General features: G+C 55.0%; 24 protein-coding genes and 1 pseudogene (1 of these 25 running past the window's edge). 13 read left to right on the plus strand and 12 right to left on the minus strand.

The genetic code is table 11. The annotated features are described in order from the left end of the window. On the plus strand, positions 1–147 hold the 3' portion of the coding sequence (locus ACO6S1_RS03645) for a lipopolysaccharide biosynthesis protein (RefSeq protein WP_422344976.1). 1,365 nt of this gene lie to the left of the window's left edge; 147 of the gene's 1,512 nt are visible here — the last part of the coding sequence; its start codon lies beyond the left edge, outside the window; it ends in the stop codon at positions 145–147. Positions 148–190: 43 nt separating this feature from the next. After that, positions 191–997 carry a sugar phosphate isomerase/epimerase family protein gene (locus tag ACO6S1_RS03650; RefSeq protein WP_422344977.1) on the plus strand — a complete coding sequence of 269 codons (807 nt, stop codon included), beginning with the start codon at positions 191–193 and terminating at the stop codon, positions 995–997. A gap of 2 nt (positions 998–999) precedes the next feature. Here ACO6S1_RS03650 and ACO6S1_RS03655 read toward each other — a convergent pair whose 3' ends face one another. Together ACO6S1_RS03655 and ACO6S1_RS03660 are read right to left on the minus strand one after the other, a co-directional pair. Further along, complete coding sequence (locus ACO6S1_RS03655; RefSeq protein WP_422344978.1) at positions 1,000–2,238, minus strand: adenylate/guanylate cyclase domain-containing protein; 1,239 nt, start codon at positions 2,236–2,238, stop codon at positions 1,000–1,002. Positions 2,239–2,279: 41 nt separating this feature from the next. Next, a complete protein-coding gene (locus ACO6S1_RS03660; protein ID WP_422344979.1) occupies positions 2,280–2,708 on the minus strand; it encodes a CBS domain-containing protein in 429 nt (142 codons plus the stop codon). Between the two features lie 138 nt (positions 2,709–2,846). Between ACO6S1_RS03660 and ACO6S1_RS03665 the strand changes: the two genes are divergently transcribed. Both ACO6S1_RS03665 and ACO6S1_RS03670 read left to right on the plus strand, forming a co-directional pair. Continuing rightward, positions 2,847–3,146, plus strand: a complete 300-nt coding sequence (locus ACO6S1_RS03665; protein ID WP_422344980.1) for a hypothetical protein — start codon at positions 2,847–2,849, stop codon at positions 3,144–3,146. After that, positions 3,139–3,555, plus strand: a complete 417-nt coding sequence (locus tag ACO6S1_RS03670; RefSeq protein WP_422344981.1) for an acyl-CoA thioesterase — start codon at positions 3,139–3,141, stop codon at positions 3,553–3,555. The genes ACO6S1_RS03665 and ACO6S1_RS03670 overlap by 8 nt, the downstream gene beginning before the upstream one ends. Before the next feature lie 193 nt (positions 3,556–3,748). Here ACO6S1_RS03670 and ACO6S1_RS03675 read toward each other — a convergent pair whose 3' ends face one another. From ACO6S1_RS03675 to ACO6S1_RS03685, 3 genes and pseudogenes are all read right to left on the minus strand, one after another. Beyond that, positions 3,749–5,335, minus strand: a complete 1,587-nt coding sequence (locus ACO6S1_RS03675) for a DUF4139 domain-containing protein (protein WP_422344982.1) — start codon at positions 5,333–5,335, stop codon at positions 3,749–3,751. A 113-nt stretch (positions 5,336–5,448) separates the two neighbouring features. Continuing rightward, a pseudogene (locus ACO6S1_RS03680) lies at positions 5,449–6,827 on the minus strand (DUF4139 domain-containing protein). Positions 6,828–6,904: 77 nt separating this feature from the next. Continuing rightward, positions 6,905–8,467 (minus strand): DUF389 domain-containing protein, encoded by a 1,563-nt coding sequence (locus ACO6S1_RS03685; RefSeq protein WP_422344983.1) that lies wholly within the window; start codon positions 8,465–8,467, stop codon positions 6,905–6,907. Positions 8,468–8,625: 158 nt separating this feature from the next. Here ACO6S1_RS03685 and ACO6S1_RS03690 point away from each other — a divergent pair, with 158 nt between their 5' ends. Both ACO6S1_RS03690 and ACO6S1_RS03695 read left to right on the plus strand, forming a co-directional pair. Next, complete coding sequence (locus ACO6S1_RS03690; RefSeq protein ID WP_422344984.1) at positions 8,626–9,264, plus strand: TetR/AcrR family transcriptional regulator; 639 nt, start codon at positions 8,626–8,628, stop codon at positions 9,262–9,264. 68 nt (positions 9,265–9,332) lie between these two features. Then, the gene (locus ACO6S1_RS03695; protein ID WP_422344985.1) at positions 9,333–10,103 is read left to right on the plus strand and encodes a sulfite exporter TauE/SafE family protein; all 771 of its coding nucleotides are present in this window, start codon (positions 9,333–9,335) and stop codon (positions 10,101–10,103) included. Here the strand turns inward: ACO6S1_RS03695 and ACO6S1_RS03700 are convergent. From ACO6S1_RS03700 to acnA, 3 genes are read right to left on the minus strand one after another with little or no spacing between them, the layout of a single operon-like run. Further along, complete coding sequence (locus ACO6S1_RS03700) at positions 10,095–10,643, minus strand: VOC family protein (protein ID WP_422344986.1); 549 nt, start codon at positions 10,641–10,643, stop codon at positions 10,095–10,097. The two genes, ACO6S1_RS03695 and ACO6S1_RS03700, sit on opposite strands and share 9 nt — an antisense overlap. Then, positions 10,640–11,293, minus strand: coding sequence for a carboxymuconolactone decarboxylase family protein (locus tag ACO6S1_RS03705; RefSeq protein WP_422344987.1), 654 nt, complete (start codon positions 11,291–11,293; stop codon positions 10,640–10,642). Before ACO6S1_RS03705 ends, ACO6S1_RS03700 begins: the two co-directional genes overlap by 4 nt. Before the next feature lie 44 nt (positions 11,294–11,337). Next, positions 11,338–14,016, minus strand: a complete 2,679-nt coding sequence (gene acnA / locus ACO6S1_RS03710; protein WP_422344988.1) for an aconitate hydratase AcnA — start codon at positions 14,014–14,016, stop codon at positions 11,338–11,340. Positions 14,017–14,799: 783 nt separating this feature from the next. Here acnA and dcm point away from each other — a divergent pair. The 4 genes from dcm (at position 14,800) to ACO6S1_RS03730 (ending at position 18,737) form a co-directional block, all read left to right on the plus strand. Further along, positions 14,800–16,035, plus strand: a complete 1,236-nt coding sequence (dcm, locus tag ACO6S1_RS03715) for a DNA (cytosine-5-)-methyltransferase (protein ID WP_422344989.1) — start codon at positions 14,800–14,802, stop codon at positions 16,033–16,035. Next, positions 16,028–16,495 (plus strand): very short patch repair endonuclease, encoded by a 468-nt coding sequence (locus ACO6S1_RS03720; protein ID WP_422344990.1) that lies wholly within the window; start codon positions 16,028–16,030, stop codon positions 16,493–16,495. The genes dcm and ACO6S1_RS03720 overlap by 8 nt, the downstream gene beginning before the upstream one ends. Next, positions 16,482–17,705: a type II restriction endonuclease gene (locus ACO6S1_RS03725; protein WP_422344991.1), complete on the plus strand. Its 1,224-nt coding sequence runs from the start codon at positions 16,482–16,484 to the stop codon at positions 17,703–17,705. Before ACO6S1_RS03720 ends, ACO6S1_RS03725 begins: the two co-directional genes overlap by 14 nt. A 129-nt stretch (positions 17,706–17,834) precedes the next feature. Then, positions 17,835–18,737: a hypothetical protein gene (locus ACO6S1_RS03730; protein ID WP_422344992.1), complete on the plus strand. Its 903-nt coding sequence runs from the start codon at positions 17,835–17,837 to the stop codon at positions 18,735–18,737. Between the two features lie 7 nt (positions 18,738–18,744). On the opposite strand, the gene ACO6S1_RS03735 is transcribed toward ACO6S1_RS03730, so the two are convergent. The 3 genes from ACO6S1_RS03735 to ACO6S1_RS03745 are packed head-to-tail and all read right to left on the minus strand — an operon-like array spanning position 18,745 to position 20,948. Continuing rightward, a complete protein-coding gene (locus tag ACO6S1_RS03735; RefSeq protein ID WP_422344993.1) occupies positions 18,745–20,091 on the minus strand; it encodes an ABC1 kinase family protein in 1,347 nt (448 codons plus the stop codon). Between the two features lie 3 nt (positions 20,092–20,094). Beyond that, positions 20,095–20,589, minus strand: a complete 495-nt coding sequence (locus tag ACO6S1_RS03740) for a DUF427 domain-containing protein (RefSeq protein WP_422346129.1) — start codon at positions 20,587–20,589, stop codon at positions 20,095–20,097. After that, a complete protein-coding gene (locus ACO6S1_RS03745; protein WP_422344994.1) occupies positions 20,589–20,948 on the minus strand; it encodes a thiol-disulfide oxidoreductase DCC family protein in 360 nt (119 codons plus the stop codon). The genes ACO6S1_RS03740 and ACO6S1_RS03745 overlap by 1 nt, the downstream gene beginning before the upstream one ends. 137 nt (positions 20,949–21,085) lie before the next feature. On the opposite strand from ACO6S1_RS03745, the gene ACO6S1_RS03750 reads away from it, so the two are divergent. The 3 genes from ACO6S1_RS03750 to ACO6S1_RS03760 all read left to right on the plus strand — a co-directional run bounded on the left by ACO6S1_RS03750 (position 21,086) and on the right by ACO6S1_RS03760 (position 23,923). After that, positions 21,086–22,021, plus strand: coding sequence for an NAD(P)/FAD-dependent oxidoreductase (locus ACO6S1_RS03750; RefSeq protein WP_422344995.1), 936 nt, complete (start codon positions 21,086–21,088; stop codon positions 22,019–22,021). A 290-nt stretch (positions 22,022–22,311) separates the two neighbouring features. Then, positions 22,312–23,058: a class I SAM-dependent methyltransferase gene (locus tag ACO6S1_RS03755; RefSeq protein ID WP_422344996.1), complete on the plus strand. Its 747-nt coding sequence runs from the start codon at positions 22,312–22,314 to the stop codon at positions 23,056–23,058. Between the two features lie 88 nt (positions 23,059–23,146). Then, on the plus strand, positions 23,147–23,923 hold the full coding sequence (locus tag ACO6S1_RS03760; protein ID WP_422344997.1) for a glucose 1-dehydrogenase: 777 nt from the start codon (positions 23,147–23,149) through the stop codon (positions 23,921–23,923). A 90-nt stretch (positions 23,924–24,013) separates the two neighbouring features. Here the strand turns inward: ACO6S1_RS03760 and ACO6S1_RS03765 are convergent, their stop codons facing one another. Next, positions 24,014–26,968 carry a TonB-dependent receptor gene (locus tag ACO6S1_RS03765; protein ID WP_422344998.1) on the minus strand — a complete coding sequence of 985 codons (2,955 nt, stop codon included), beginning with the start codon at positions 26,966–26,968 and terminating at the stop codon, positions 24,014–24,016. Between the last annotated feature and the right edge of the window lie 16 nt (positions 26,969–26,984).

Consider the following 26,984-nt stretch of genomic DNA (forward strand, 5'->3'; position numbering starts at 1 on the left):
ATACTCGTCGCTATCGGGGGCATCGCTTATATTGGTCTGTTATGGTTGCTAGCCAAACCGACGTTGATCGAGGCGATCCAGCTGATCCGCCGCAAACAGCCACGAGAGCCAATGCCCGATCCGACCATGGCAGAAAGCCCCTCTTAAAAGCGTGCATTGCGTGGGCGCAACCATCGTCTAGTCCAAGAATATGTCTCATATATTGTCTTTGGCCGCTGGCACACTTCCCGAATTTCCACCCGATCAGGTCGCCCATGCGGCCGGGCAGGCCGGATTTAGCCATGTCGGCTTTACGATAGAGCCAGAGCAATGGAACCGGCAACAAATCAAAGCGACAAAAGCTGCACTTGCGCAACATGATCTGTCGGTGCTGGATGTCGAAGTGGTATGGATTCCGGAAGGCGGCAAGCTGACCGACAACCACCGCCTCGTTATCGATGCCGGCATAGAATTGGGCGCGCCCAATGTTCTGGTGGTCAGTTCAGAGCCTGATCCGGACCGGACCGCCGCCGCCTTGCATCAGCTATGCGAATGGTCTGCGCCATCCAACATGCGGGTCTCGTTGGAATTTCTGATGATCACGGCGGTACAGTCGCTCGATGATGCACGGGATATCGTGAAACGCTGCGATCACACTGCTGCGGCGGTTCTTGTTGATTCGCTGCATTTTCAGCGCGCAGGCCATAGCCCCGCCGATCTCAATGCCCTCGACCGCAATTTGCTCAGCTATAGCCAGATATGTGACGGCAACCTGCAATGCGCCGATGACTTCGATTCCTACCTGGATGATGCGGTTGATTTGCGCAGTGTTCCAGGTGAGGGCGAACTGCCGCTCGTTGATATAATGTCCGCGCTGCCATCAACAATCCCGCTCAGCCTCGAAGTCCGGTCAAAGGCTTATCGCGATAACTATCCTGATCCTGTCGAACGCGCCAAGAAAGTGCGGACTGCAGCGATGGATTATTTTGACCGTCACAACATAACTATCGCGCAGTAGTCTCACATTTGAAGCCGGTATATTTCGGTATCGCCGACGCCTTTTAACGTCAGGCTCTCTGGCTCACTAAATGCAAAGCCGTCGCCGCACTCAAAATAAGTGGCAGAAGAGACCGCAATTCCATTGGCGTCTGCCGTCCCTTCGATGCGGCTCGCGATATTCATGGTATCGCCCCAATAGTCATAGGCCAACCGGTTTGAGCCCACCACACCACCAACCACTGGTCCGGAATGGATGCCGATACGCAATTTAATGTCGACTCCGCTTTCTTCCGCACGGGATTGCATCATGGTAATCAGCTCGCGTCCGAAATTAATCGCCGCCCGCGCTCCCTGGCCACCGGAAGCGGTTCCGCCCGAAACCGCAAGATAGGCGTCACCGATAGTCTTTACTTTTTCGATGCCATATCGATCCGCGCATTCATCGGCCATGGAGAAGAAATTATTGAGCTGTTCCACCAAATGACCGGGCGACAATATTTTGGCCAGCCGCGAAAAACCGACAATGTCGACAAAGATTACCGATACATCGGAAAAGGAATCGGCCACCGCCTCTCCGGCACGTAACCGTTTGGCGACAGTCTGCGGCAACACATTATATAATAGCTGCTCGGTCTTTTGCCGTTCGGCATCCAGCGCTTCGTTGGCGACAAAGACGTCCCTGGCGCGCCGGTCGATGTCCCAGTTTACGAAAAGCGCGAAGGTCAGAAAGATCGAGACGTTGGCGATCATGTATATTTTCGGAAAAACCGGAATGTCGACAACCACCACATAGCCGACATAGATAAGCATCACGCTAATCGCCCAAGCCAAAAACCATCGCACATTGGCAACGAAAGCGATGCTCGCATAGGCGAACGCGATACCCAGATTAATGACCGCCATGCCAAGAAAGGATGTGCCGGTGGTATCTTCCGTACGGGCCAGCGACGCCATCAGGATCACGACCGCGACCGACATCAGCGCAAAGATCAGGAAATCGAGCCAGACCCATTCCAGATAAAAGCGCGTCCCGACGACATAATAGGCAAATACCAGGGCGAGGATCATCAGCGCAGAAAGGCTGTTATATATAATCAGTACTGCGCCGGGAAAGAACATCGGGTTGAAAATCGTAAAAGCGACATACACCCCAATGGCAATAATGATCAGTGTACGGGTAGCCGTCCGCCGTGCCTGCCGTTCACCTGTAACATACTGGTTTTCAATTGCCCGATCGGCAAAGCGATTCAATAGCCCCATTTTTTATAGCCCCCGCTATCAACTGTCTGCAGCCGACCAGATTATGCGGACTGGATATAATTCCGCATGGCAGCGGCTTCGCTCTCTATTTTATCGATACGATATTTGACCAGATCACCGATCGAAATAAAGCCAACCAGCTTTCCTTCTTCGACCACGGGCAAGTGACGAATGCGGCGCTTGGTCATCAGGGATAGCGCGCCAATCGCGCTCTTCTGCAAATCGACGGAAATCACATCAGCGGTCATCACCTCTGCAACCCGTTTGTCCATCAAAGCGGGGCCGAGATTTTGAATACCATGCAGGACGTCCCGCTCCGAAAAAATGCCGGCAACCCTGTCGCCGTCCAGAACCGGCAAGGCGCCAATTCTCTTCTCTGACAATATAGCAATCGCATCTGCCACGCTCTGATCAGCGCTGCAGCTAAATATCGGTCCCTCGCGTCCCTGTAATATCGTCTGAATTGTCATCCGCGCCCTCTCCCCATCTTCCAAAATCGCTATCGATTCTCTTCCTAATCATAGCATAGCATATTTTTGGCCGAAGTTGGGCTTGATGGCAAATCCAATAACGTCCAAAGAGGACCTACCCCAACGGAGTTATATATATTGCCTGGCCCCTCGCAGCTTGATGACCCCCTATATGCCGGCATCGCCTGGTCGCGTTACTGGCGCCTGATGCGCTGGATGACCGCGCTGACTTTCATGTGCATCGTCGCTGCTCTGGGCTTTTTATATTATCTCCACGGCCTGGTTTCGATCCATATGTATGTCGCTGCCGCAGCCGGCGTCGGTTTTGCCGTATTGTTAACCGCCGCGTTGATGGGGCTGGTATTCCTGTCGAGTGGAACCGGTCATGATGATTGTATCGATGATCCAGTGAGCCGAGATATTTCGCCCGATGAGTGATGAGGAATTGAGCAAGCTGATCGCGCTGCAACCCGTCCTGCGCGTCGCACCACAGCCACGGGATCTCAATAATAATGGCCATATTTTTGGTGGCTGGGTGCTTTCCCAGATGGATATTGCCGGCGGCATCATGGCCGCCCGGGTGGCGCAGGGTTCCACCGCGACTGTGGCTATTGAAGCCATGTCCTTCCTCGCCCCGATCCTGCCCCGTGATATCGTGTCGGTCTATGCGCAGGTCGAACGGATCGGCAATACGTCGGTCAGCCTGCGCATTGATGTCGTCGCCGAGCGCAATCGCGGTGAAGAACATGTGCCGGTGACCAGCGGGCTATTTACCTTTGTTGCACTGGATGAACAGCATCGCCCACGCGCGATTCCGGAAAGCTCCAAAACCAAATATAAGAGCTGATTCGCCTTGATATTCAGAATAACCTATCGTTTCCTGAACGAGATTATACAGCTTCTACACAGAATCGACCAAAAAAGAGCCTGCACCCCGGCAATCGGGACACACCAATAAGTTTTCAACGGTTAGAGAAAAGCAACAAAATATTATCACAGCCTTCCGCTTGTAGGAAAGCTCTATTGCACAACGCGACCGCCTATGGCCTATCCCGCACCACCCGATAAGTCAGAATGCGCTCGCTATTCGCGGGAATCGTGACTTTCCAGAAATCCTTGCCGTCCTTGCGGCCAAGCTTCTGACTGAGTTTGCGCAGTTTTTCATTGTCCTGATGATCAATCTTGATTTCGACCTGCGCCGGAGCGCGCGACGCATTGGTGACAGTCAGTTCCATGGCTGCCCAGCGGCTGTCCTCATTATCGACATTTTCCACCAATTTCTGATGGTATCGAACCAGCGGGCTTTCTCCGATGCTGACTTCCACCTCTTCGCCAATCGCCTTATCATCGACGCCGCCTTCACCGAGCAAGAGGCGCTCACCGCCAGCGGCCTTGAACGCGACCAGCTTACCGGCTGGCAGCGCTAGCCCGAGACCATCGCGTTTCCTGTTCTGGAACCGCAATGTCGTGACTAGCGGAGTGGCTTCCTCATAGTCATTCGCCCAAATCTCCGCTTCATAAATTTGCACAAACGGGATCACACTCTTTTCAAACATCGCGACCTGTTTCTGGCTTTGCGAGGCGACGGTCACCGGAACCGGAATGCGATAGAGTTTCAGGTCGCCAAGATCTTCCTGTTTGGCCTCGACTTGTCGTGAGCCGGCAACAACGACCATATCACTTTCAGCTTCCATCGCAGCCATGGGAGCCAATAACGCCTTACCCAACATGCGCGATTCTCTCCGCGCGCGATCAAATCGCTTCACCATGATATCGCTGGTTGTGGCTTGCGGCCAGCACCGCAAGCTGATCGCGCCACCGGTCGCACGGGCAATATTATCGCGACCTTTGTTCGGCTGTCCGGCGACCGTCTGCGTCTGGGCATTGGCAAAAGATGTTTCGTCTCCATTGGCCAGAGTCACCCAGGAAAACAGGTTCATGGTCTGACCGTCCGCACTGACGTCGGCCACATAATTGGCCTGCCAGTCAAAACCCGTCGCGAGATAGGACAAGGTCACTGTCGCCCGCGTCGGCTTTGCGACACGGCTTTTCACCGATAAAGTGGGCTTGGCCGACAGTCCTTCGGGAATGGCAGGATAGACGATCGTTTCATTCAAACCGGTGCATTGCAGGGCTTCGAAACCCTCCGCCGTTTGCAAAACCACGCCGCCGCTCGCATCGGTGCGGATTTGGGCGTCAAATTCGTCGGTTTCACCCGTCACGGCGCTGGTCCGGCGGATCGTGACCCCGCGCCCGAGATAGCCGTTGAGCAAAGCCGATGGCGACAAGAGCGCCGCGTCGCGGTTTTTCTCGATCACCCCGTCCGGCAAACCGGTAACAATCGCAGATTGCGGAATGATCCCGCCCGCAACCCCCTCGAAGCGCAAATCCACTTCACCCGCGGGCAACGTTACCGTGCGCTGCTCGGTAATCAGAGCATAGCCGCCAAGATAGTTGAGGTTCATGCCGTTATCGCCGGAGCGCCGCGGATCGCGATAGACGGTCACCGAAACGGAGGACGGTCCATCGGATGTGACGACTTGACGCGCCCATTCCGAAGCAGCCTGTTCGGTTTGCGCGAAGGCAGGTAATGGCAGCCCCAAAAGCAGAACCAACAGACAAAACAAGCCGTTCGTCCTGAGCCTATCGAAGGACGGTTCAAGGCCATAGAAGCCCTTCGACAGGCTCAGGGCGAACGGTCTAAGATGGAAAGATACCACAGCGATCATAGCGCCGGGTTCTAGAACCGCGTCTCGAACGTCGCCGTCACCGTCGTCCGTCCGTTAGCCGGAACCGGAACCTTCCATATGATGCTGTCAGACGAACGCCGCTCGCTTTTCAGGCTTTCACTGACAATCCGGGTATCGCTCCAGTAGAAATCTAGACCATCCTGAATCAGCGAAACTGTCACTGGCGTCGCTCGCGCATTGGTCAATTCATAGGACATGCTGCTGCGCCATTTGGTGGATGACAGCCGCCGCCGTTCGGTCACGGTCGGTTTGACCTTCACATCAAAGCCTCGCCGGTTTTCAGGCCGAGCTCTGATCCCATCGGCGTATGACCAATATTATTCTCGCCGATAAATTGCGGCTGACCAGAGGCGTCTTTCATATAGACCCGCACGGTTCCAGCGGGCAGTGCGTCACCAAGGCCGCCATCGGCTGATGCGCTGAACTGCAACACCGTCGCAGCGCTCTGCGGTTCATTCTGGCTGCCGAGCCAGCGGTTGGTAAATTCATAAGCCTTTTGCGCCGATGCGCCGGTCACGTCGAGAAAGCTGACCTGCTTGGTCTGGGCATTGGCAATCGTCGTACGCGCCGCGAGTGGATAGAGATAGAAATCGCCGAGGGATTCGCGATTGGCGGATTCGGTACCGGCCCGGCGGATATTGTTTCGGCCGCCACGGTTCGACTGCCCGTTCACGCTGGGCGTTCCAGCCACCAGCAGGGTTTTCGCATTGTTGAATGTCGTCCCGGTATTGTTGGTGAGTGTCACCCAGCCCTGCACATCCATCTTCCCTGCGCTCTCATCGAATAGCGCAACATAATCGGCTTTCCAGCCCATGCCGCTGGTCAGATAGCTGAGCTGCGCTGGCCGGGTGCCACCGCGCGTGCTGTTAAGGGTTACAGACAATGTCGGGCGTGCGCGCAGATTATTCGGTACCTTGTCGAAAATCACGCGCGTCGGCAGCCGGTCATCGCGCAGCACCTCAATGCGGCTGCCTATTTGCAGCACCACACCGCCATTGGCCGCCAGCACTTTGGCGCGCTCGCGCGTCTCATTGCCGGTGGCCGGGTTGATGCGGACGATCGTAACCGTCTCGCCGACGGCTTTTTCCATCAATTTTTGCGGAGAGAGCAGATCATAGTCGAAATTCTGTTCGACAATCCCGGTGTCGGCGGCATTGAAACCAACGGTCTCGGCGCGGATCTGGCCGGAAACGCCGGGGAAGGTTTGCACTGAACGACCGGATGGAATATTCAGCCGCCGCGTATCCTGCACCAGCGCGAGATTATTGTTATAAATCGTGACCGCGATATCCCCCTGATCGGAGGACTGGCTGATCGCCGGGGTTGCGAGGGTAACCAGTGCGAGGCCGGTACAAGCTAGAAGCCGCATATTTTCTCTCTCCATCGTTTGTGCTGCACGGCCTAACGCCGCGAGAATGAATGTAGCTTAAACGGCTATGGCGTCTCTTATTCACTTTCTTGCGGCGACAACCAGCGCAACCGCACGGTTCCGCGGGCTGCCCCCAGTCCGGCTGCCCGGATGGTTGTTGCATTCGTATCAAACAAAGTTTTTCGGGCAACTTCAACATCTTCCGGTGACCCGTAGGCCCCGAGCGGCAATTGGACACGCGCAGCCGCCCAACCAATTAAGGGAAGTTCCTCTGCAGATTTTTCATTAATTGCACCATTTGTGACAACCAGAGACGGCAAGGCAACCGCTGGCGGTTTGATCTCGATTGTCCAATCCGCCGCCTGATCCGCGATCCGCTTTTCCAGTGCATAATAGGTATCGAGCGATGCGCCCTGCAGGGGTTTTGCCGATACGACAGCCCGGCGTTTTGTCGTATCGATGGTGACATCATCGGCAGACACGCCAGCCACGAGCGCGAGGCTTTCACGCAATTTGACCACCCGGATCTCGGCTTCCTGTGCCTGCTGCTGCGCCCGAGCAGCCATCAATTCCGCACTTGCTGCATCGCTGCCGGTTTCCACGCGATATTGCTCGATCGCAACGTCAATCGGGCGGTTAAAGGCGCGGCTCAAAACGCGGGCGCTTTGCTGTTCGGCATCGCCGACAATTTTTGGCGTGAAGACAGAAGCGCTGACCAGAATCGGTTCCGCGTCCCAGTCAATCTCGATCTGCGACACTCTTGCGCGGTTGCCAAACTGGTCCTTGATATAGCCATTGGCCTGACGCGACACATTGGCTTCCCACGCAATTTGTTGCAGCGAATAGCCCAGCGGAATGGCCAGTCCGACAAAAATAATTACCATTGCGCCGATCTGGAACTGTGACTGGCGTTCCGACAGGCTGGAACGGAAACCATAGAGCCGCGCCATGCCGGCCGCGGTCAATGCGATGGTCATCAAGTTGGTGAAAAATAGCAGCAGCGATCCGCCGAATACAGACATGTTGAGCGTCGCCAGACCAAAGCCGACCACCGCCAGTGGCGGCATCAAGGCGGTCGCGATGGCGACGCCGACAATCGTTCCCATGCGTCCGCGAATCATCGCATAGGCACCGGCCAGCGCAGAGAATAGCGCGACCGCCAGATCAAACAGGTTCGGTCGGGTGCGGGCGGCAATTTCGGTCGTGACCGTCTGCAACGGCGACAAGGCGACCACCAAGGCGGCAAACAGCACGGCTACGAGAGTTCCCAAAACAAGGGCTTTGGCACTCCCCTTCAACCATGCGTAATCACCAATGGCCAGAGCAAATCCAGCCCCCATGATCGGTCCCATAAGCGGGGACAGCAGCATGGCGCCAATCACAACCGCAGGCGAGGACAAAAGCAGGCCCAATATTGCGATACCCGCCGACATACAGGTCATGAACGCGTAACGCGGGTTGAAAAAACTATCTTCCTTGACCTTGGCGATTACGGCCTGCTGATCCACGCCGGAACAGACAACAACCCGCCACCAGCGGCGAAACAGCAGGATGCTGCCGGTTATCGGCTCAAACGGGCCAGGTTCTTTTTCCGGTTCAGATGCGGGCGAACTAGCCTCGGTTTGCGATTTTTCGATCATGGTCTTCTATAGTCCTTCGGCAGTGGGGACGACAATATAGAAATGACACAAACCTCATTACCTCAAGGGTAATTGAAAAATAAATAATTATATCTTTTATCATAAAACCGTATGAGGTACATATAGCACAGATATGTGAAGCCAAGCAGGAGCCAACAATGCCCCGTCCCGAAACCGATATTGAAGCCGGCCGTGAACAACTGATCCAGATAGCGGAAGTCATTATCCGGGATCGCGGAGCTATCAGTTTCACCATCACAGATCTCGCAGCGGAGGCCGGAATGTCGCAGTCCAACGTCTATCGTTTCTTCGAAAACAAGGATGCGCTGGCCGAGGCGATGGCCGGCCGCTGGTTTGCCGAGCTGATTACGATCATCGAGGATCTGGTCGAGGCGGACATGCCCGCCAAACAAAAACTCTACGAATTTTTTGCCCGGCGGCTGGCCATTAAACGCGCCCGGTTTGAGGAAGACCCGGACCTTTTCCGTTCGTACATGGAATTGGGGAACGAGCACTTTGAAGTCATCCGTGGCTATGTCGACCTTACCGACCATTATATGGCAATGATCCTCGCTGAAGCGATGGAAGAGGGCTATTTCGAAGGGCTTGAGCTCGACCAGATTGTTTCGCTGGTCAACACGATGGTGCAACCGTTTTGCAATCCCAATCTGATGATGGACATGATGCATCTCGCCGACGAAAACCGGTTGCGGCAGGTGATCGATACGATCCTCACCGGCCTGAAAGCGCACGACAATCAAAAGCCCAGGAAAACAGAACTGCATATTGCCCGATAAGGCTGGAATCATCCCCCCACGCGTCAATAACTTATTGCTCTTGGGGAAGTAATCGGCGAAGAGCCGCCATGATTGATGCGCTAGATATTTGGCTAAGCACCCATGCGGGATTAGCTCTCCTGCCCTTTCTTTCCATATGCCTGATTGTAGCTGGCGCCGCTTTTTTTCGCGGCCTGACCGGGTTTGGCTATGCCATTTTATCGGTGCCGCTGGTGAGTCTGGTGGCTACTCCAACGGTCGCCGTGCTGATGGCGATCCTGATGCAACTGATCATCGGGCCATTTGGTGTAAGACAGGCGCGCGGGATAATCGATGTCCCGATGGTTGCAAAAATTGCCGCAATCGCTTGCTTGACGACACCGCTCGGACTCTGGTTGCTGGATATCGTTAGCGCCGATGTGGCGCGACTGATAATCACCGTGATTGCTATCGGAAGCTTTTTCGCCTTCATGATGAAGCGTCCGCAGACAATGAATGTCTCTCCTCTTCATATCACATTAGTTGGCACCATATCCGGACTATTGAATGGCTTTGCCGCGATGCCTGGCCCGCCGGTTGTACTGCATTTTGTCCGCAAGCAAGTTCCGCCAGCAGTATCACGCGGATCGATGATCACGATATTTTTTGCCACCGCTGCGATGGCAACATTAGTCGCCTTCTGGCGCGATATGGTGGACATACAGCTTTTGGTCCTCACCGCGCTGACCTGCCCGCTGATGATCGGCGGAAATCATCTGGGTTCGAAATTTTTTGGCGCGGTTTCGGAACCAGTCTGGCGCGGTTTTGTCATGGTATTGCTTGCAATCGCGGCGGCAGTGGCTCTGATCAAGCTACTCTGAACGCGCTTCCCGGACATCTTTCGCTAGCCACTGCTTCATCATCGCCGGCGGCGGCGTTGGCTTCATTTCCTTTTCATCCAGTGCGGCCAGAGCGCGTTCCCGCTCTGCCTCGCCAAAACCGCCGGTGGTCAGGCAAAATTCGACCATATTGCCATTGGGGTCGCGGGTGTAGATGGAATGGCACCAATTATGGTCAATTTCCAGAACATCCAGGCCCGCCGCATTCCATTGCTCCCTGCGCTCGGTGAGTTGTTCGGCGCTTTCCACTCCGAAGCTGATATGATTGGTACCAGGCGGGGTTTTCGCCGCTGCATTTAAATCAAACTCATGGGCCTCTTGCCCCGGCACATCATGCAATTCCCAAAAGGCGATAAACTTGCTGTCATCGCCATCCATCCGATAGAAAAAATGCTTGCCCCAGCCGCCACCCATGACCGGTGCAATTTCGACCGTCACCAGTTCAAAACCCATGATGTCTTCGTAAAATTTATGGATCGTGGCCATGTCTTTGGCGGCCAATGCGAGATGATGATAGCTCATTGATCTGACTCCTTGCGCTTGTCGACCATGCCCATGACATCGGCAGTCGCGCCTGCTGGTGCTGGCACTTCCACCACCCGCTCATCGACATCATCAAATTCCAGCCGCAGCGCCCGGCTCATCACTGCATGCATCATATAGGTGGAAGTGATATAGGTAAGTTCGAGTATCTCGACTTCCGACAAATGATCTTTCAGCGCGTCGAAAACGCCATCGGGCACCCGGCCGTGCTCCAACACCAGACAATCCGTATAGGCGAGCACGGCGCGCTCAACCGGACTGAAACAATCCGCCACTGACCAATTGGGAATGGCTTTGACCTGCTCTTCGGAAAACCCTTCAAAGCGCATCGCCTTGCTATGCTGCGAATAGACAAATTGCGATCCCACTGCGTAACCGGCACGAATTTGGCCGAGCTCGCGCAGCTTCGAATCCAGCTTGCGATTGGGTGAGCGGTAAAAGCCAAAGCCTTCGGTCGTATGTTTAAAAGCATCGGGGACCTGCGCAAAGACAGTCCACCAATTTCCCGGTGTCCCGGTTGCAGTACCCGGTTCTGCGACCGGATCACGATCTCCGAACAATGTCTGATACAGTTTCAGGACATAATCGTCCGTAACTTCAGAGCGTGGAATCTCGCGCAGTCGGGGCATGGGTTTCTCCTATGCCCCGACTATGCACATAATTTTCGCGCGTGCTAGCCTGCCAGATTACGCAGCACATAATGCAGGATGCCGCCGTTGAGGAAATATTCCATCTCGTTGGCGGTATCGATCCGGCATACGGTATTGAACGTCGCCGTCGTTCCATCAGCACGTGTCATTTCGACTTCCACTTCCTGCAGCGGTTTCAGCGTCGCAACACCCTTGATCGTAAAGCTTTCGCTGCCATCAAGGCTCAAAGTCTTGCGATCAACACCTTCCGCAAATTGCAGCGGCAGCACGCCCATACCGACCAGATTGCTCCGGTGAATACGCTCGTAGCTTTCCACGATCACAGCCCGCACGCCCAGCAGGTTCGTGCCTTTCGCGGCCCAGTCGCGGGACGAGCCGGTACCATATTGCTCCCCGCCAATAACAACCAGATCATTGCCGTCGGCTTTGTGGCGCATGGCGGCGTCGTAGATGGGCATGATCTCGCCATTATATTTGGTGTAACCGCCTTCCTTGCCGTCGGCCATTTCGTTTTTGATGCGGATATTTGCGAAGGTGCCGCGCATCATGACTTCGTGGTTTCCGCGGCGGCTGCCGTAGCTGTTAAAGTCTTGTTTTGCCACCTGATGATCGCGGAGATATTCTCCGGCGGGTGAGTCTTCCTTGATCGCACCGGCGGGCGAGATATGGTCGGTCGTGATCGAATCTCCCAATAATGCCAGCGTCTTGGCGTCAATAATATCGCCCACAGCCTCCGGCGTCATCGACATGCCATCAAAGTAAGGCGGATTGGCCACATAAGTGCTACCCGCACGCCACTGATAGGTGTCGCCGCCGGTCACGTCGATATCCTGCCACGCTGCGTCACCTTTATAGACATCGGCATAGCGGCTCATGAACATGTCGCGGTTCACCGCGCCGCCCATCGCTTCATTAACCTCGTCATTGGTCGGCCAGATATCGCGCAAGAAAACATCTTCGCCATCCTTGCCCTGCCCGATCGGCGTTTCGTACATATCCTCACGCACCGTGCCTTTCAGCGCATAGGCCACAACCAGCGGCGGCGACGCGAGATAGTTGGCCCGCACGTCCTGAGACACACGGCCTTCAAAATTCCGGTTGCCCGAAAGCACCGACGCGGCGACCAGATCATTGTCATTAATCGCCTTGGAAATCGGCGCCGGCAAAGGCCCGCTATTCCCGATACAAGTCGTGCAGCCATAGCCGACCAGATTAAAGCCGAGATAGTTGAGATCCTCGGAAAGCCCCGCCTTGTCGAGATAATCCGTCACCACCTGAGACCCCGGCGCCAGCGAACTCTTCACCCATGGTTTGCGCTGCAAGCCCCGCTCCCGCGCCTTGCGCGCGACCAGCCCTGCGGCAATCAGCACGCTGGGGTTCGACGTATTGGTGCAGGACGTAATCGCCGCAATGGTGACATCGCCGTGGCCCAGATCATGATCCGCGCCGTCCACCGGCACGCGCTTATTCGGCTCGGTGCTGCCGAACACGTCGACAATATCCTTGTTAAAGCCCTCGTCGAGATCGGCCATCGACACGCGCTGTTGCGGCAATTTCGGCCCCGAAAGCGATGGCACCACGCTGGTCATGTCCAGCTCCAGCGTCTTGGTATAAATCGCCTCCGCCGCATCATCGAGACGCCAGAAACCCTGCTCCTTGGCATAGGCTTCGGTCAGCGCGATATCCGCTTCGCTGCGACCGGTCAGGCGCAGATAATCCAGCGTCTTGTCATCAATCGGGAAGTAGCCGCAGGTCGCGCCATATTCCGGCGCCATATTGGCAATCGTCGCGCGATCGGCGAGCGACAAAGCCGCCACGCCCGGACCGTAAAATTCAACAAAGCGCCCGACCACGCCCACTTCGCGCAGCATCTGCACACAGGTCAGCACCAGATCGGTCGCGGTAATGCCCTCGGCCAGCTCGCCGGTCAGCTTGAACCCGACCACTTCGGGGATCAGCATCGATACCGGCTGGCCGAGCATCGCGGCTTCCGCCTCAATCCCGCCCACGCCCCAGCCGAGCACGCCCAGACCATTGATCATCGTCGTATGGCTGTCGGTGCCGACACAGGTGTCGGGATAGGCCACTTCCACGCCGTCCGCATCTTTCGATGACCAGACCGCGCGGGCAATATTTTCCAGATTCACCTGATGGCAAATGCCGGTTCCGGGAGGCACCACGGAGAAATTGTCAAACGCCTTTGAACCCCATTTCAGAAATTCATAGCGCTCCATATTGCGCTGATATTCCAGCGCCACGTTATTCTCGAACGCTTGCGGCGTGCCAAATTCGTCGACCATGACCGAGTGGTCAATCACCAGATGCACCGGCACCTGCGGGTTAATCTTCTGCGCGTCGCCGCCCAAAGCCTTGATCCCGTCGCGCATCGCGGCGAGGTCGACAACGGCGGGAACGCCGGTAAAATCCTGCATCAGCACGCGGGCCGGACGATATTGAATTTCCGCCGAGGACTTGGCCTCTTTCTGCCAGTCAACCACCGCCTGCGCATCCCCCGCAGCCACCGTATGGCCGCCATCTTCAAAGCGCAGCATATTTTCGAGCAGGACTTTCAGCGTATAGGGCAAGCGATCTATATCCCCGAGCTTCGCCGCCGCCTTGGCGAGCGAATAATAGGCATAGTTGGTGCCATTAACCGAGAGGGTCGAGCGCGTGCCCAGCGAGTCTTGTCCGGTGGTGGTCATATTAAAGTCCCTTATTTTAATCTGTGCTTTTGCCGGTTTGGGGAAAGCGGCCAACAAGGCGCAAACCAGCAGATGAATCGATGTTCGAGAGGGCTTTAGCGCAGGGGGTGCCGGGGTGCAATGGGAAGAGCCCAAGTGTTCCGCACTTGCCTGTCCTCGCGAAGGCGGGGAATGCGGAAACGAAGTTCATCGCAGATAACCCAGGGAGAGATTACGCCCCCGATCAACAAACACGCTAGGCTCCGGATCAAGCCCGGAGCACGGGCCACTGGCCACACACACCCGTTTTCCCGAACCCAGCTCGTCATCCTGAACCAAATTCAGGATGACGAGCATAGCGATGGGGACCGAGGTGGCCACAAACATAACGCGTGACGACGGATAGCAGCAGGCACCATATCCCCAGTTCAAAATGCCTACTTCGCGCGACTAACGCTAATCCCGGTATTCGCTATATTTGCATGGTGAGTCGAAACGATGTTTTTTACAAGCCGTTACATTTGATATGGCCGCTTTTGTCACAGCGGGGGTGTGGGTGTGATTTTCTGCAGCAGATGAACGATGTTCGAGAGCGCTTTAGCCCAACTGTTGGATTTGGGGAAGGGTACTATGTGAGGTGAGGATATTGTTGAATATTGAACCGAGTTTTCCGACCTAAACAAAAAGGACTTTAGACAGAGGAAAAAGACTATCACAGACAAATGGCGAAAATCTTATGTTCTACTCTTGTTCTAGCGGACTCATTGTGTCACAACGGCAAAAAATGACCCAGGGAGTATCTGTATGTCCGAATTTTCAAGACTGCGAAAACAGGCTGGATTGAGCAAGGCAGAAGCGGCTCTTTTGCTTCAGCAAAGCGAACGCCAGATTTATCGCTGGGAGAACGAAGAGTGCTTCCCCAAAGCTCCTGTCCTCGAAATGCTTAGACGGCTTCGTAAGCATCGTGCAGCCCCTGGCAATGAGAACCACGACTTTACGTTCATAGATCTCTTTGCAGGGATAGGTGGCCTGCGAAAAGGTTTTGAGGCAATCAACGGCAAGTGCATATTTACTTGTGAGTGGGATCGATTTGCCCGCGAAACATATCGGGCTAACAATCCGCTTGACGATCATGAAATTGCCGGTGACATCCGTGAGGTCAAAATGGATGACATACCAGAGCATGATGTTCTTCTGGCAGGGTTTCCCTGCCAGCCGTTTTCCATAGCTGGGGTTTCTAAGAAAAATGCACTCAACCGACCTCATGGTTTTGCCTGTGATGCACAGGGAACCTTATTTTATAATGTCGCTGAAATAATAAAGCATCACAGGCCGAAGGCTTTTCTGCTGGAAAACGTCAAGAATCTCGTGAATCATGATAAAGGACATACCTTCCGCGTCATTCGTGATGTTCTCGAAAACCAGCTTAACTATCATGTCGATTGGAAAGTGATAAACGGCAAAAGTTGGGTTCCACAAAATAGAGAACGGATCTTTATTGCCGGTTTCCGTGATGATGTGGACTTCAGCTTCGATAATATTGAAATCCCCGACGTAATGGACGGTCCGAAGCTTGCTGCGGTCCTGCATCCTGAAGACGGTAGTGAAGTCATCGAGCAGAGATATACTGGGGGTAACATCGCCCATGTTCTGGAAAAATATACACTTTCAGAAAAGCTGTGGACATATTTGCAAGGTTATGCGGCCAAACACCGGGCAAAGGGCAACGGCTTTGGTTTCGGACTGTTTGGTCCTGATGATGTCGCAAGAACTCTGTCAGCCAGATATTACAAGGATGGATCGGAAATTCTCATACAGCAGGAAGGGCAAAGGCCGCGTCGGCTGACACCGCGTGAATGTGCAAGACTGATGGGATTTGACGAACCGGGCAAGAGCGACTTTTCCATTCCTGTCTCGGACACACAGGCATATAAACAGTTTGGTAATTCAGTGGTCGTACCAACTGTAAAGGCTGTAGCTAAATGTATGGAAAGCCATATCAAGGCAGGCACCGAGACCGGAAAGAAGGCTGTTGCCTGATATTGTTTCACCGCAGGTTCGTAGCCGAATGATGGCAGGTATCGGAGGCAAGAACACCAAACCTGAATTACAAGTCAGGAAGGCCCTACACAGTTTGGGTTTTAGATATTCCCTTCATGCAAAAGACCTTCCAGGCAAGCCAGACCTCAAACTGCCAAAATACAATGCCGTGATTTTTGTCAATGGATGTTTCTGGCATGGCCATGACTGCCACTTGTTCCGGTTACCAGGAACCAGAACCGAATTCTGGCGGGCTAAAATTGAAGGTAACAGGATGCGGGACGCAAGAACCAGAACAGCACTTAATAATCATGGGTGGCGGGTGCTCGATATTTGGGAATGTGCGATAAAGGGGAAAACGTCGCTCGAAGTTGCCGACTGGATCAGAAAGATTGCCGAATGGCTTAAGGGCGATAACAGTCGTCTCGAAATCAGAGGGAATGACTATGGCGGTTGCTGACTTAACAGACTGGATAGACATGTTCGGGCGTGAAGGAGTGGTCTGGTATGCCAAGCGCCTTGCCGCAAATGATACGCTGGCGACTAAGGCAAATCAGGCCGGTCCATACATAGCAAAAGAATTTCTGTTTGAAATGTTCCCCGAAATGAATCGCCCTGAAGAAAAAAACCCAGATACAGTTTTCGAATTCCATCTAGATTCTCATATTTCCGAACTCTCGCACCGTCAGATAAGAGCGGTTTGGTACAATCAGAAAACACGTAATGAAAGCCGTTTTACACGTTTTGGCGGGATAGAGTCTGCTGTGCTGAATCCAGAAAGTACAGGCACGCTTACCATATTTGCGTTTGTTCGAAATAGCAGTGACACGCAATGGATTTGTCATTGCTGGGTTTGCGATGACGAAGTCCAGTCTGATTTGTTTGAGGAAAGGCTGGGGCCAGTTGAACCGGGTGAATATGTCATTTGGCGTCCGGGCATGGCGGCTATACAAGGTGACCTATTTTCTAAACAGATCAAACCGCATGGAAGCTGTTGGCTGACACCTGACCAAATTCCCGATGACTGGTTGATAAAATTTCCGACAGGAAGAGAGATTGTTAAAAAAACGATTGAATTACGACCTGCCACCGCCACCAATGTTGACACCCGACTGCTTAGACGCCGCGATTGCGAATATGAAATATTCAAAAGTGTTGAACAGGAATTTTATCTCGATCAGATAAAAAGTGGCTTCGACAAAATGGACGATTTTGTAAGTTTGGCTAATACCGTCCTGCAAAGCCGAAAGAGCCGTTCAGGAAAATCGCTAGAATATCATACTATTGAAATTCTAAGGGAAGAAGGTTTTGAGCAGGATCGGGATTTTGCATGGAATGTCGAGATTCATGGCAAACGACCGGATTTTCTTTTTCCATCGAAAGATGCATATCTTGATGATACTTTTCCGGCTGGAAGTTTAACAATGCTCGCCGCCAAAACAACCTGCAAGGACCGCTGGAGACAGATCAGGAACGAGGTCGACCGGGACCGGATCCCGACGCTGCATTTGCTCACACTGCAGGAAGGTGTTTCCGAAAACCAGTTTTCCGAAATGGAGGAAGAAGGTGTTCAGTTGGTTGTCCCTGAAGGACTACACAATAAGTATCCCAAAAATGTACGTCCGCGACTTGCTTCCTTCGAAACTTTTTTGACCCACCTCAGACATTGATAACCTTTTAACAGGTCTCAAAAAGGTTTTGCGCAATATACACCGACAAACCCCCTTTCCTACAACCCCCAGTCTTTGATACACCGGCCCGAATCAAAGGAACAAAAGAAGAACGAAAGGGCCGCAGCCATGGCAGATGACACCCCCCATGATTCCAATCTTCCCGTCCCCGCGGCGCAGGAGCCGCCGCCGGAGCGCCCCTATAGAGTGCGCCATGATGGCTGGACGGCGGAGAGGCAGAATATTTTTATTGAATCGCTGGCCAAGACGCGCTGCGTGCGCGACGCCAGCCGCATGGCGGGGATCAGCTGGAACAGCGCCTATCGCCATCGCAGGCGCAGCAAGGCCTTTGCCGAACGCTGGGCCCTCGCGCTGCGCCGGGCAGAGACGACCATTGGCGAAGTCACGTGGCAGCGCGCGGTGGAGGGCGTAGAGGAGGATGTCTGGTATTATGGCAAGGTGGTCGGCAAGCGCACCAAATATGCCAATGACCTGCTGCGCCTGCTCTATCAGCATGACACCAACGGCGCGGGCCGCGACGCGCAGGGGCGCTTTGCGCCGGCAGGTTCGGGGACGGATGTGCGGGCGGATGTGGATGCCGGTGAGGTGGCCGGTGGGGCGACGGGTGCGGCAGCGCAGCGGCTGCTCCCTATGGCCAGTCAGCCTGTCGATGTGGATGAGCCCACCATGATCGGGGGCCAAAAGGTCTATCCCCAATGGCTCGCCACGCCTGAACCGGCGCCGGGCGCGCCCAAGGACAGGCTGGAGGAAAAGCTCAAGGCGATCAGCGAGCGGATCAGCGAGATGGGCAGCCGCAACATCAACCTGCGCACCAATGAGGGCATGACCGACGAAGTGGTCGAGGCGGTCCAGCGCTTTGTCGCGGGCGGGCGGGTGATGCTGCCCGAAAAGTTCAAATGGCTGTCCCCGGAAAAATTTGAAGCGGCCAAGGCAGCGTTTCTCGCCGAATATCCCGGCGGGGTGGCGGAAAGCAAGGGGGCGGACCAGCGAGGGGAATGCGGCCGGGAATAGGCGCGGTTTATGGCGCCGGGGCGGGGGCAATGTCCAGATGCTCGCCGACCATCGCGCGGACATCGATCTTCGCCTTCAGCCGCGCGGCGAGCATGGCCATGCCGCTGATCTTGCGCTGAATGAACAGCAGGTCGGTCGGCGGGATATGCCAGGTCGCCCGGTCGGCGGCGACCGCCATCCCCTGTTCGGTGAGCGCGGCGACAAAGCGCCGGTCGCTAAAGTCAAACAGGCCGGGGCGGTTAAGCTCGCCAAGGATGATGTCGATCATGGTGTCGATCCGCGCGCGGTGTCTGGTCATCGCCGCTTCGCCGACAAAGCCCGCCGCCAGCGCGGCCTCTGCAACTGCGTCGCGGTCCCCCTGAAACGCGGCCTGGATCAGGCGGCGATAGGCTTCGGTAATGGCCGGCGTCACCGGCCGCGTCGCCCCGAAGTCGAGCAGCACGAGCTTGCCCGTCTCCGGCTGATAGCGGTAATTGGCGAAATTGGGGTCGGACTGGATCACGCCAAATTCGAATATCTCGCGCAGGACCAGCTGGAACAGCAGGCCCATTGCTGTGTTGCGGGTGTCCTGCGGCGCGTCCTCCAGCGTCTCGATCGCCTTGCCCGCAACAAAGCTCATCGCCAGCACCTGACCGGTGGTAAATTCCTCGTCGAGGACGGGGATAACATAATCGGGCGAGCCCGCCAGCATGTCCCCGAACAGCGTCAGATATTTGCCTTCGCGGACATAGTCGGCCTCTTCATGCAATTGCTTTTTCGCCTCGGTCAGCAGCGGCGCGATGTCGAGCTCCTTGGGCAGGAGGTTGGATATGCGCAGCAGGGTCGCGACATTATCGACATCGGCATCAATGCTTTCGCGCACACCGGGATATTGCACCTTGATCGCCAGATCGCGGCCATCGGGCGGCGAGGCGCGGTGCACCTGTCCGATCGACGCGGCAGCAATCGGGGTCGCGCCAAAGCGGGCAAAGCGCTTGCGCCAGTCCTTGCCCCAATGCTCCGCGAGCACCTGTTGCAACTGCTGCGGCGGCATGCGGTGCGCGTTCTGGCGCAGCCGGGCCATGATCTCGGACAATTCCGGCGGCAGCATGTCGCCCGCATCCATCGAGATCATCTGCCCCAGCTTCATCGCCGCGCCGCGCAAATGCGACAGACGGTCCGCCACGCGTGAAACATTTCCGGGCGTCAGCATCATGTCGCGCATGGCCGGACGCTCCCCATTGGCCAGACGGCGCGCGCCCTCGGCCATCATCCCGCCGGCAACGCCGCCAGCGAGCCGGCCAAATTGACCAAAGCGCGACAGTCGCCCGCTCGGAACGCTGCGGCCCTTGGGGTCGTTATTATCATCTGCCATAGCTTACCAACCCCGGCTTCCGGGAATCCCTTTGAACGGCCCGGCCAGCTTGCTGGTGATCCAGCCACCGTAAAATTCGCCCGGCTGCGGGATGACGGTTTCGCCATCCACGCTGCAACGGTCAAACGGCGCGGCATAAAAGGCAACATGGTCGCGAAGGAGGGTGAAGGTTGCGCTGGGCGTGGCATAGCTCCAGCCCACCCTTGGCAGAACAGTGTCACCGACAACGACATCCCAATAGGTCGCCGCGCCTTTCCATTCGCAAAAGGAGCTGCCCTCTGCCCGGCGCAATATGCCGGGTGCGATATCCTCGCGCGGGATATAATAGCTAGGTGGATGGCTGGTTTCGAGCGTACGAATGCTTCGGCTGGTGTCGGCCAGCGTCACGCCGTCATGTTCAATCATAATCCGCGACGGGCTCGGCTCTGCAATCGCCGGGCGGGGATAGTCCCACACGCTTTCCTGGCCCTCGCCAACCGGATCGGGTTGCGGTCTCATCATCTCTTTATCCTTCCGCCGGCCAGTTTTTGCAGACGCGGTCTGAAACGCAGGAACAGCAGATAGGCCCGTTCGATCAGATTTAACACCCATGACCGCCGGGCCGCCAGTCCCAGCGGACGCAGCAGCGGGATCGCGCGCCACATCGCGGCAAAGGCAGCGGCGCCAGAATATAGCTCGCCATTTTCCGAAGCATGAAAGCGGTCCATCATCAACTGCCGGTCTACCGGACATGGTGCTTCAAAGCGCGTCAAATCGACAAAGGAAATCATCTTTCCCCTGTCCAAACGCCGCATCAACGCAATTTCGCGGATACATAGCGGGCAATCGCCATCATACCAGACTGTAACTTTGGTCATATTTCCATACTCGCCACCTGGCATATAATCACTGCCGATTGTTGCTTTTTCGCTTCATCAGCACATGGTTGATAAATGATTCAGGGCAACATACCGCTTTCCCATCCTGCAACGCCATACGGCTGAAAGACCTAGTTATGAAAATTGCGATCATCGGTTCCGGTCTTTCCGGTCTGGCCTGCGCGGACGAGCTGGTTACCGCTGGGCATCGGGTTTGGCTCTATGACAAGGCCCGCGGCCCCGGTGGCCGCATGTCCACGCGCCGGATGGACAGTCCCGCCGGAGAAGTCCGCTTTGACCATGGCGCGCAATATTTTACCGCGCGCGATCCGGCTTTTCAGGCGGTTGTGAAAGATTGGGAAAAACAGCAATGGGCTGCGCCTTGGCCCGCCGCCGGAGCGGATTCCTGGGTCGGGGTGCCGTCGATGAACGCACCGGTAAAGGCGCTCGCATCAGCGCATGATGTTAGCTGGTCGACACGGATCGAGGGATTGGTCGGGAACGATGATGGCTGGCAGCTGCAAGGTGACAAGGGAGTGCTTGATGCCCTGTTCGACGCGGTGATCATCGCCATCCCGGCGGAACAGGCCGCGGAATTGCTGGCGCCATGGGACTCGGCATTGGCTGGCCTCGCCGCTGCGACCGTCTCCGCGCCATGCTGGACCCTGATGCTGGCTTTTGAACAATCGCTGCAAGTGACAGAACCCATTTTCCGTGATGATCCGGTGATCGGATGGGCCGCCCGCAATTCCGACAAGCCGGGCCGGGCCGGACCGGAAAGCTGGGTAATTCAGGCGTCTCCACAATGGTCAGTGGACCATCTAGAAGACAGTCAGGAACAGGTGATCGCTAGCCTTTCAGGCCGCTTTGCTGCGCTGTCCGGCACCACTATCCCTGCCCCTCTTGTCGCATCGGCGCATCGCTGGCGCTATGCCCGTTCGGGCAGCTCGGACAGCGATGCCCATTATAACGACAGTCTCAGAATCGGCGTTTGCGGCGACTGGCTGATCGGCCCGCGCGTGGAATGCGCATGGTTGTCTGGCACCAGACTGGCCAGGTTGCTATCTGCATGACGCTGTCATCGTTCCAGACGGCACCTCCATGCGTGGCGGCCTCTGCTGCTCCGCACGGCACGCGGATTGAGTCGATCAACTTGCAATAGGCGATATCGCTGAACGTAAACGCCAGTCCGCTGACCATGCCCGCAACCGCGCCTTCCTTCTTTCTCATCCTGACCGCTTTTCGGCCCGTATCCGGAATGCGGGAACAGTTTGGAAAATTTTATAGAGAGCTTTCGTCTAGTAGAAAAAAGAGCGGACAAAAGACACTGGCACAACACCGGATCCCGTTCTAAATTGCACCCATGAGGCCACTTTATGACAGGATCGGCATCGGTTATGCAGGGCTTCGCCGGCCAGATCCGCGAATAGCCAAAGCAATTCATGATGCACTTGGGAGCGCGCAATCGGTCCTGAACGTCGGCGCCGGTACCGGGTCGTATGAACCCGCCGATCGGCACGTTACCGCACTGGAACCGTCAGCCGAGATGATCCGGCAACGTCCTCCGGAATCAGCAAAGGCGCATCAGGGCATTGCCGAAAACCTGCCTTTCGCAGATGATCAGTTTGACGCGGTCATGGCTGTTCTTACGGTGCATCATTGGACGGATCTGGATGCCGGGCTGCGCGAGATGCGACGCGTTGCCAAGGATCGGGTTGTGATACTGACCTTTGATCCGGCCTCTGACTATTTCTGGCTGGCCGACTATATCCCGGAAATCATCACAATTGATCAGCCAATCATGCCGAAAATCAGCGCATATGAGAAAATTCTCGGTAAATTGGCGATCGAAAATATTCTGATACCCTGCGATTGTACGGATGGCTTTCTTGGCGCCTATTGGCGGCGCCCAAGTGCCTATCTAGACTCGGCTATCCGGTCGGCTATATCGACTTTTGCCAAGCTCGATAATGCAGCGGATGGCTTGGCCCGGCTTGAACAGGATCTGGCATCGGGCGATTGGGACAAACAGTACGGACATCTGATGGAATTGGAGACTCTGGACATCGGATATCGATTGATTGTCGCCGATCATTTGGACCGGGAATGATCGCGCCGCTATCTAATCACCCGTGATCCGTGGACAAGCGCGCCCTGCTGTGTGATGGCGGACTGATCTGAAAGATAAAGGAGAGCATATGAAAAACCTGTTTGATGTCAGCGGAAAGGTCGCCGTTGTTTCGGGCGGTTCGAGCGGTATCGGGGCGATGATGGCGCGGGGATTGGTCGAAAACGGAGCGAAAGTCTATATTACCGCACGCAAGGAAGAGCGGTTGATTGCGATGGCCGAAGAGCTTTCCAAGCTGGGCGAGTGTATCGCTATTCCAGCCGATCTATCCAATGTCGCAGGGATCGAGGATTTTGTTGCCGCCGTCAGCGCGCGCGAGAGCAAGGTCGATATCCTGATCAACAATGCCGGCGCCAACTGGGCCGCGCCGATTGAGGATTTTCCCGAAAAAGGCTGGGACAAGGTGATGGATATCAACATCAAGGCGATATTCTTTGCTACCCAGAAGTTTCTGCCGCTGCTCAAAGCATCGGGCAATGCGGATGATCCGGCGCGGGTCATCAATATCGCGTCGATCAACGGCATCCGAAATTCGGGCATGCCGACCTATGCCTATTCGGCGAGTAAATCCGGTGTGATCCATCTGACCGAGCATCTGGCCACGGATCTTGCGTCCTATCACATCAACGTCAACGCGATTGCCCCCGGATTTTTCCCGAGCAATATGACGAAGCAGATTGTCGAGAATGACGGGATGACCAAAATGGCGCTGTCACAAATCCCCCGCGGGCGGATGGGCGCGCCGGAAGATATTGCCGGGACGGCACTTTATCTGTGCTCACAGGCGTCATCCTGGTTGGTCGGGCAGACGATTGCACTCGACGGCGGAATGATTTCGCGGCCCTGATTGACCACGATATTTTATTGGTGATGATAACAAAAAAGGGCGGCAGGTGTCCCGGCCGCCCTTTTTATAAAGTTTCAGTGACTTCGAAATCTAGAAGCGCAGTCTCGCCGAAGCTGAGAAATAGCGACCTAGCACATCATAAGTGGCTGGATAGGTATTGGACTGCTGGACGTTGCCACCCTGTTGCGTTGAAGCACCTGGCTGGAACCCGGTGTCGAAAATATTATCAACGCCCACTGCGAACGACAGGTTGTCATTTACATCATAACCCATTGTCAGGTCAAAATAGCTTTTAGCGTTCAACTTTTCGAGAGCATATAGCGTGTTGTCATCATCGTCTCGGCTGGAACCGATATACCGCCACAAGAAAGAGACGAATCCTGGACCATCTCGGAAGGTCGACCGCATGCTATGACGCCATTTCGGTGTTGGGCCAAAGGCTACGGTATCGGAACATGTTCGACCGAACCGACCCGCACACTCGTTTTCAATTGGCAAACCAACCACTGGTACATAGTCCAGTTTCAGCAATCGCGAGCCTTTGAAATCGAACGTCAAGCTGCTTTCATCACCTCCGGTAATGCTAAATCCAAGAGGAACGCGCCAGTTGACGCCAACATCAATACCTTGCGTTTTCAGTTCTGCAGCGTTGAAGTTGAGGTCGACAAAGCGCTGGAACTCGCCAGTTGAAGAGCGTTCTATCAAGGCACAGTATGAAGGATCGTTAAACCTCAGGCAGGCATCCACAATATTTTGCGCACCCACTGTACCAATCGCATCGTCGATCGTGATATTGTAATAATCGACGGTAATCGAAAGATTACTGATAAAATCAGGTACAAAAGCGGCACCAAGAGTCCATGTTTTGGCCTTCTCTTCAGTCAAATCCTCGTTTCCGCCCTGTAGCGCGGGAAAAGAGGTACTGCCGGACAGATAGCTATCCGTGCCAACTACGGCTGCAGGAACCCCGTTTGCTATACATGCATCACGGAGCGCGCCCGTTGCCGCTTCCGCTGTAGCACATGGGTCTATGGCACCGTCAAAACTGACTGTCTGGCCACCGAACAGTTCATTAACATTCGGACCGCGGATTGCTTTTTGATAATTGCCTCGGAATGTCAGGCCAGAAATTGGTTCCCAGCGAGCACCAGCTGCCCATGTGAACGCGCTACCAACAGCATTCGAATAGTCAGAATAACGCGCAGCACCAGTGAGTTCCAGTGTTTCGGCGAATGGTTGTCCGCTTAAAAGTGGGATATTGATCTCACCGAAAAATTCCGTCACGGAATAGTCGCCTGCTGTGGGCTGACCGGCGTTAAATCCGCCAACGTCCCCGGATGCGAGGAATGTATCAGGGATGAATTCCGCTTCTTCCCGGCGCCATTCTACACCAAGTGCGATACCGATTGGGCCCGCACCAATATCGAACAGATCATTGTTTGTAACAGCAAATACGGCATTTTCCGTGACTGCTTCCAGCTGGTTCTGTGCCTGGATTGAGATATATTCAGCCGCTTCGGCGCTGATGTTATTCGGACCGAAAATATTGATTGGCACACATCCATTGGCCCTGGCACCAGCGTCAGCACAGACCAATGTGCCACCTGCAACCGGAGTAGCACTTACCTGACCTGTAACGGGATCCAGAAATCCTGTCCGAACGCCAGCCAAAAGTGCCGAAAGCTGAACGTTGCCCTGCTGCACCTGAGAGTTTTTCGTTCGGGCATAGGAATAATAACCGTCATATTCCCAATTTCCGGTAATAGTACCTTTCATGCCGCCAACAATACGGAAGGCATTGCGATCATCGGAGTTGATACGGGGACCAGTTTCCAGAAAGCGCCGTCCAAATGTAGGGACCGAAACATAGCCGTCACCATCGGCATCCAACGTCTGCAGCGCCGCCTGAGCGTCAGCACTCAGGAAGGGTGAAAAAGCATGGACCTGAAGGTTCTCGCCCAGGCTGCCATCACCAAATGGTGTACTATTTCCAATTGGTGTAGGAGCCAATTGCGTATCGACGCGGTTGTTAATGAACTGCGCTTCGAGATAGGGCTGGAAGTTCTCGTTTATCTCATATTGCGCCTTACCATAAACGGTGAAACGTTCCTGAGGCACCTGAAGATAATTAACGGGCCCAAAGTTGTAGAGATCGGTAGCAGGATCATAAGCAATTGGATTGCCGTCCGCATCAAATCTTGCAGTCGAGCCCGGCAAACCTACCAGATCGTTAAAGCCGGGATCCCCGAGGTTGGCACCAGGGATTGAGAAACGAAAGCCCGGGATTGATGACGAACCACCGGGGAACAAGTTTCCTGCTCCATCGTCACTGAATGATACAGCGGTCGCATCACGGTCACCGGCAAAGATGGACTTGCGCTTATAGTAACCGGCATGAAGCACGACATTGCCACGACCATCATCAAAATTACCGCCAATGGTGCCATCAATGTTCCAGCGACCACCATCTCCGCGGCTGCTGAGCTCATAGCTTGTATTCAGCTCTGCACCGGAAAAATCGTCTTTCATGACGAAGTTGACAACACCGGCAATAGCATCGGAGCCATAAACTGCCGAAGCACCGCCGGTTACGATATCAACACGTTCGATCAATGCTGACGGTATCGTGTTGAGATCGACAGTTTGTGTTGGATCGAATGAAATATAACGACGCCCATCGACCAGCACCAGCGTACGCTCAATGCCCAAGCCACGAAGATCGACCGTTGCGACACCGCCGCCTGGGTTATTTGATGTGCCGGTTGTTGACGCGATGACTTGCGGCATATCATTCAGCACTTCTTCAACATTTACTGTTTGCTGAAGCTGGAATTCTTCCGATCCGATAACGGATACAGGACTGGCGCTGTCAAGGTCAGGACGCGCAATCCGTGATCCGGTAACGACAATGACATCCGCCATTTCTTCGCTGTCTGCGCCTTCCTGATCTTGTGCCTTGGCGCTTGTGGCAGAGATGGCCACGGCCACGATCGCTGCTGAAGTAAGGCATTTACGTAAGGTTTTGGTCTTGAAATTCGGCCGCATTGCTGGCTCCCTTGGT

This window comes from Parasphingorhabdus sp., from assembly GCF_965233695.1.
In the GTDB taxonomy this organism is placed as follows: domain Bacteria; phylum Pseudomonadota; class Alphaproteobacteria; order Sphingomonadales; family Sphingomonadaceae; genus Parasphingorhabdus.

Excerpts from the sequence above, each read along its gene's own strand:
- ACO6S1_RS03760 (WP_422344997.1), top strand. The coding sequence starts at position 23,147 with ATGAAAAACCTGTTTGATGTCAGCGGAAAGGTCGCCGTTGTTTCGGGC.
- ACO6S1_RS03765 (WP_422344998.1), bottom strand. The coding sequence starts at position 26,968 with ATGCGGCCGAATTTCAAGACCAAAACCTTACGTAAATGCCTTACTTCA.
- ACO6S1_RS03725 (WP_422344991.1), top strand. The coding sequence starts at position 16,482 with ATGGCGGTTGCTGACTTAACAGACTGGATAGACATGTTCGGGCGTGAA.
- dcm (WP_422344989.1), top strand. The coding sequence starts at position 14,800 with ATGTCCGAATTTTCAAGACTGCGAAAACAGGCTGGATTGAGCAAGGCA.
- ACO6S1_RS03670 (WP_422344981.1), top strand. The coding sequence starts at position 3,139 with ATGAGTGATGAGGAATTGAGCAAGCTGATCGCGCTGCAACCCGTCCTG.
- ACO6S1_RS03740 (WP_422346129.1), bottom strand. The coding sequence starts at position 20,589 with ATGAGACCGCAACCCGATCCGGTTGGCGAGGGCCAGGAAAGCGTGTGG.
- acnA (WP_422344988.1), bottom strand. The coding sequence starts at position 14,016 with ATGACCACCACCGGACAAGACTCGCTGGGCACGCGCTCGACCCTCTCG.
- ACO6S1_RS03745 (WP_422344994.1), bottom strand. The coding sequence starts at position 20,948 with ATGACCAAAGTTACAGTCTGGTATGATGGCGATTGCCCGCTATGTATC.
- ACO6S1_RS03660 (WP_422344979.1), bottom strand. The coding sequence starts at position 2,708 with ATGACAATTCAGACGATATTACAGGGACGCGAGGGACCGATATTTAGC.
- ACO6S1_RS03690 (WP_422344984.1), top strand. The coding sequence starts at position 8,626 with ATGCCCCGTCCCGAAACCGATATTGAAGCCGGCCGTGAACAACTGATC.
- ACO6S1_RS03685 (WP_422344983.1), bottom strand. The coding sequence starts at position 8,467 with ATGATCGAAAAATCGCAAACCGAGGCTAGTTCGCCCGCATCTGAACCG.
- ACO6S1_RS03705 (WP_422344987.1), bottom strand. The coding sequence starts at position 11,293 with ATGCCCCGACTGCGCGAGATTCCACGCTCTGAAGTTACGGACGATTAT.
- ACO6S1_RS03700 (WP_422344986.1), bottom strand. The coding sequence starts at position 10,643 with ATGAGCTATCATCATCTCGCATTGGCCGCCAAAGACATGGCCACGATC.
- ACO6S1_RS03655 (WP_422344978.1), bottom strand. The coding sequence starts at position 2,238 with ATGGGGCTATTGAATCGCTTTGCCGATCGGGCAATTGAAAACCAGTAT.
- ACO6S1_RS03755 (WP_422344996.1), top strand. The coding sequence starts at position 22,312 with ATGAGGCCACTTTATGACAGGATCGGCATCGGTTATGCAGGGCTTCGC.
- ACO6S1_RS03730 (WP_422344992.1), top strand. The coding sequence starts at position 17,835 with ATGGCAGATGACACCCCCCATGATTCCAATCTTCCCGTCCCCGCGGCG.
- ACO6S1_RS03695 (WP_422344985.1), top strand. The coding sequence starts at position 9,333 with ATGATTGATGCGCTAGATATTTGGCTAAGCACCCATGCGGGATTAGCT.
- ACO6S1_RS03735 (WP_422344993.1), bottom strand. The coding sequence starts at position 20,091 with ATGGCAGATGATAATAACGACCCCAAGGGCCGCAGCGTTCCGAGCGGG.
- ACO6S1_RS03650 (WP_422344977.1), top strand. The coding sequence starts at position 191 with ATGTCTCATATATTGTCTTTGGCCGCTGGCACACTTCCCGAATTTCCA.
- ACO6S1_RS03750 (WP_422344995.1), top strand. The coding sequence starts at position 21,086 with ATGAAAATTGCGATCATCGGTTCCGGTCTTTCCGGTCTGGCCTGCGCG.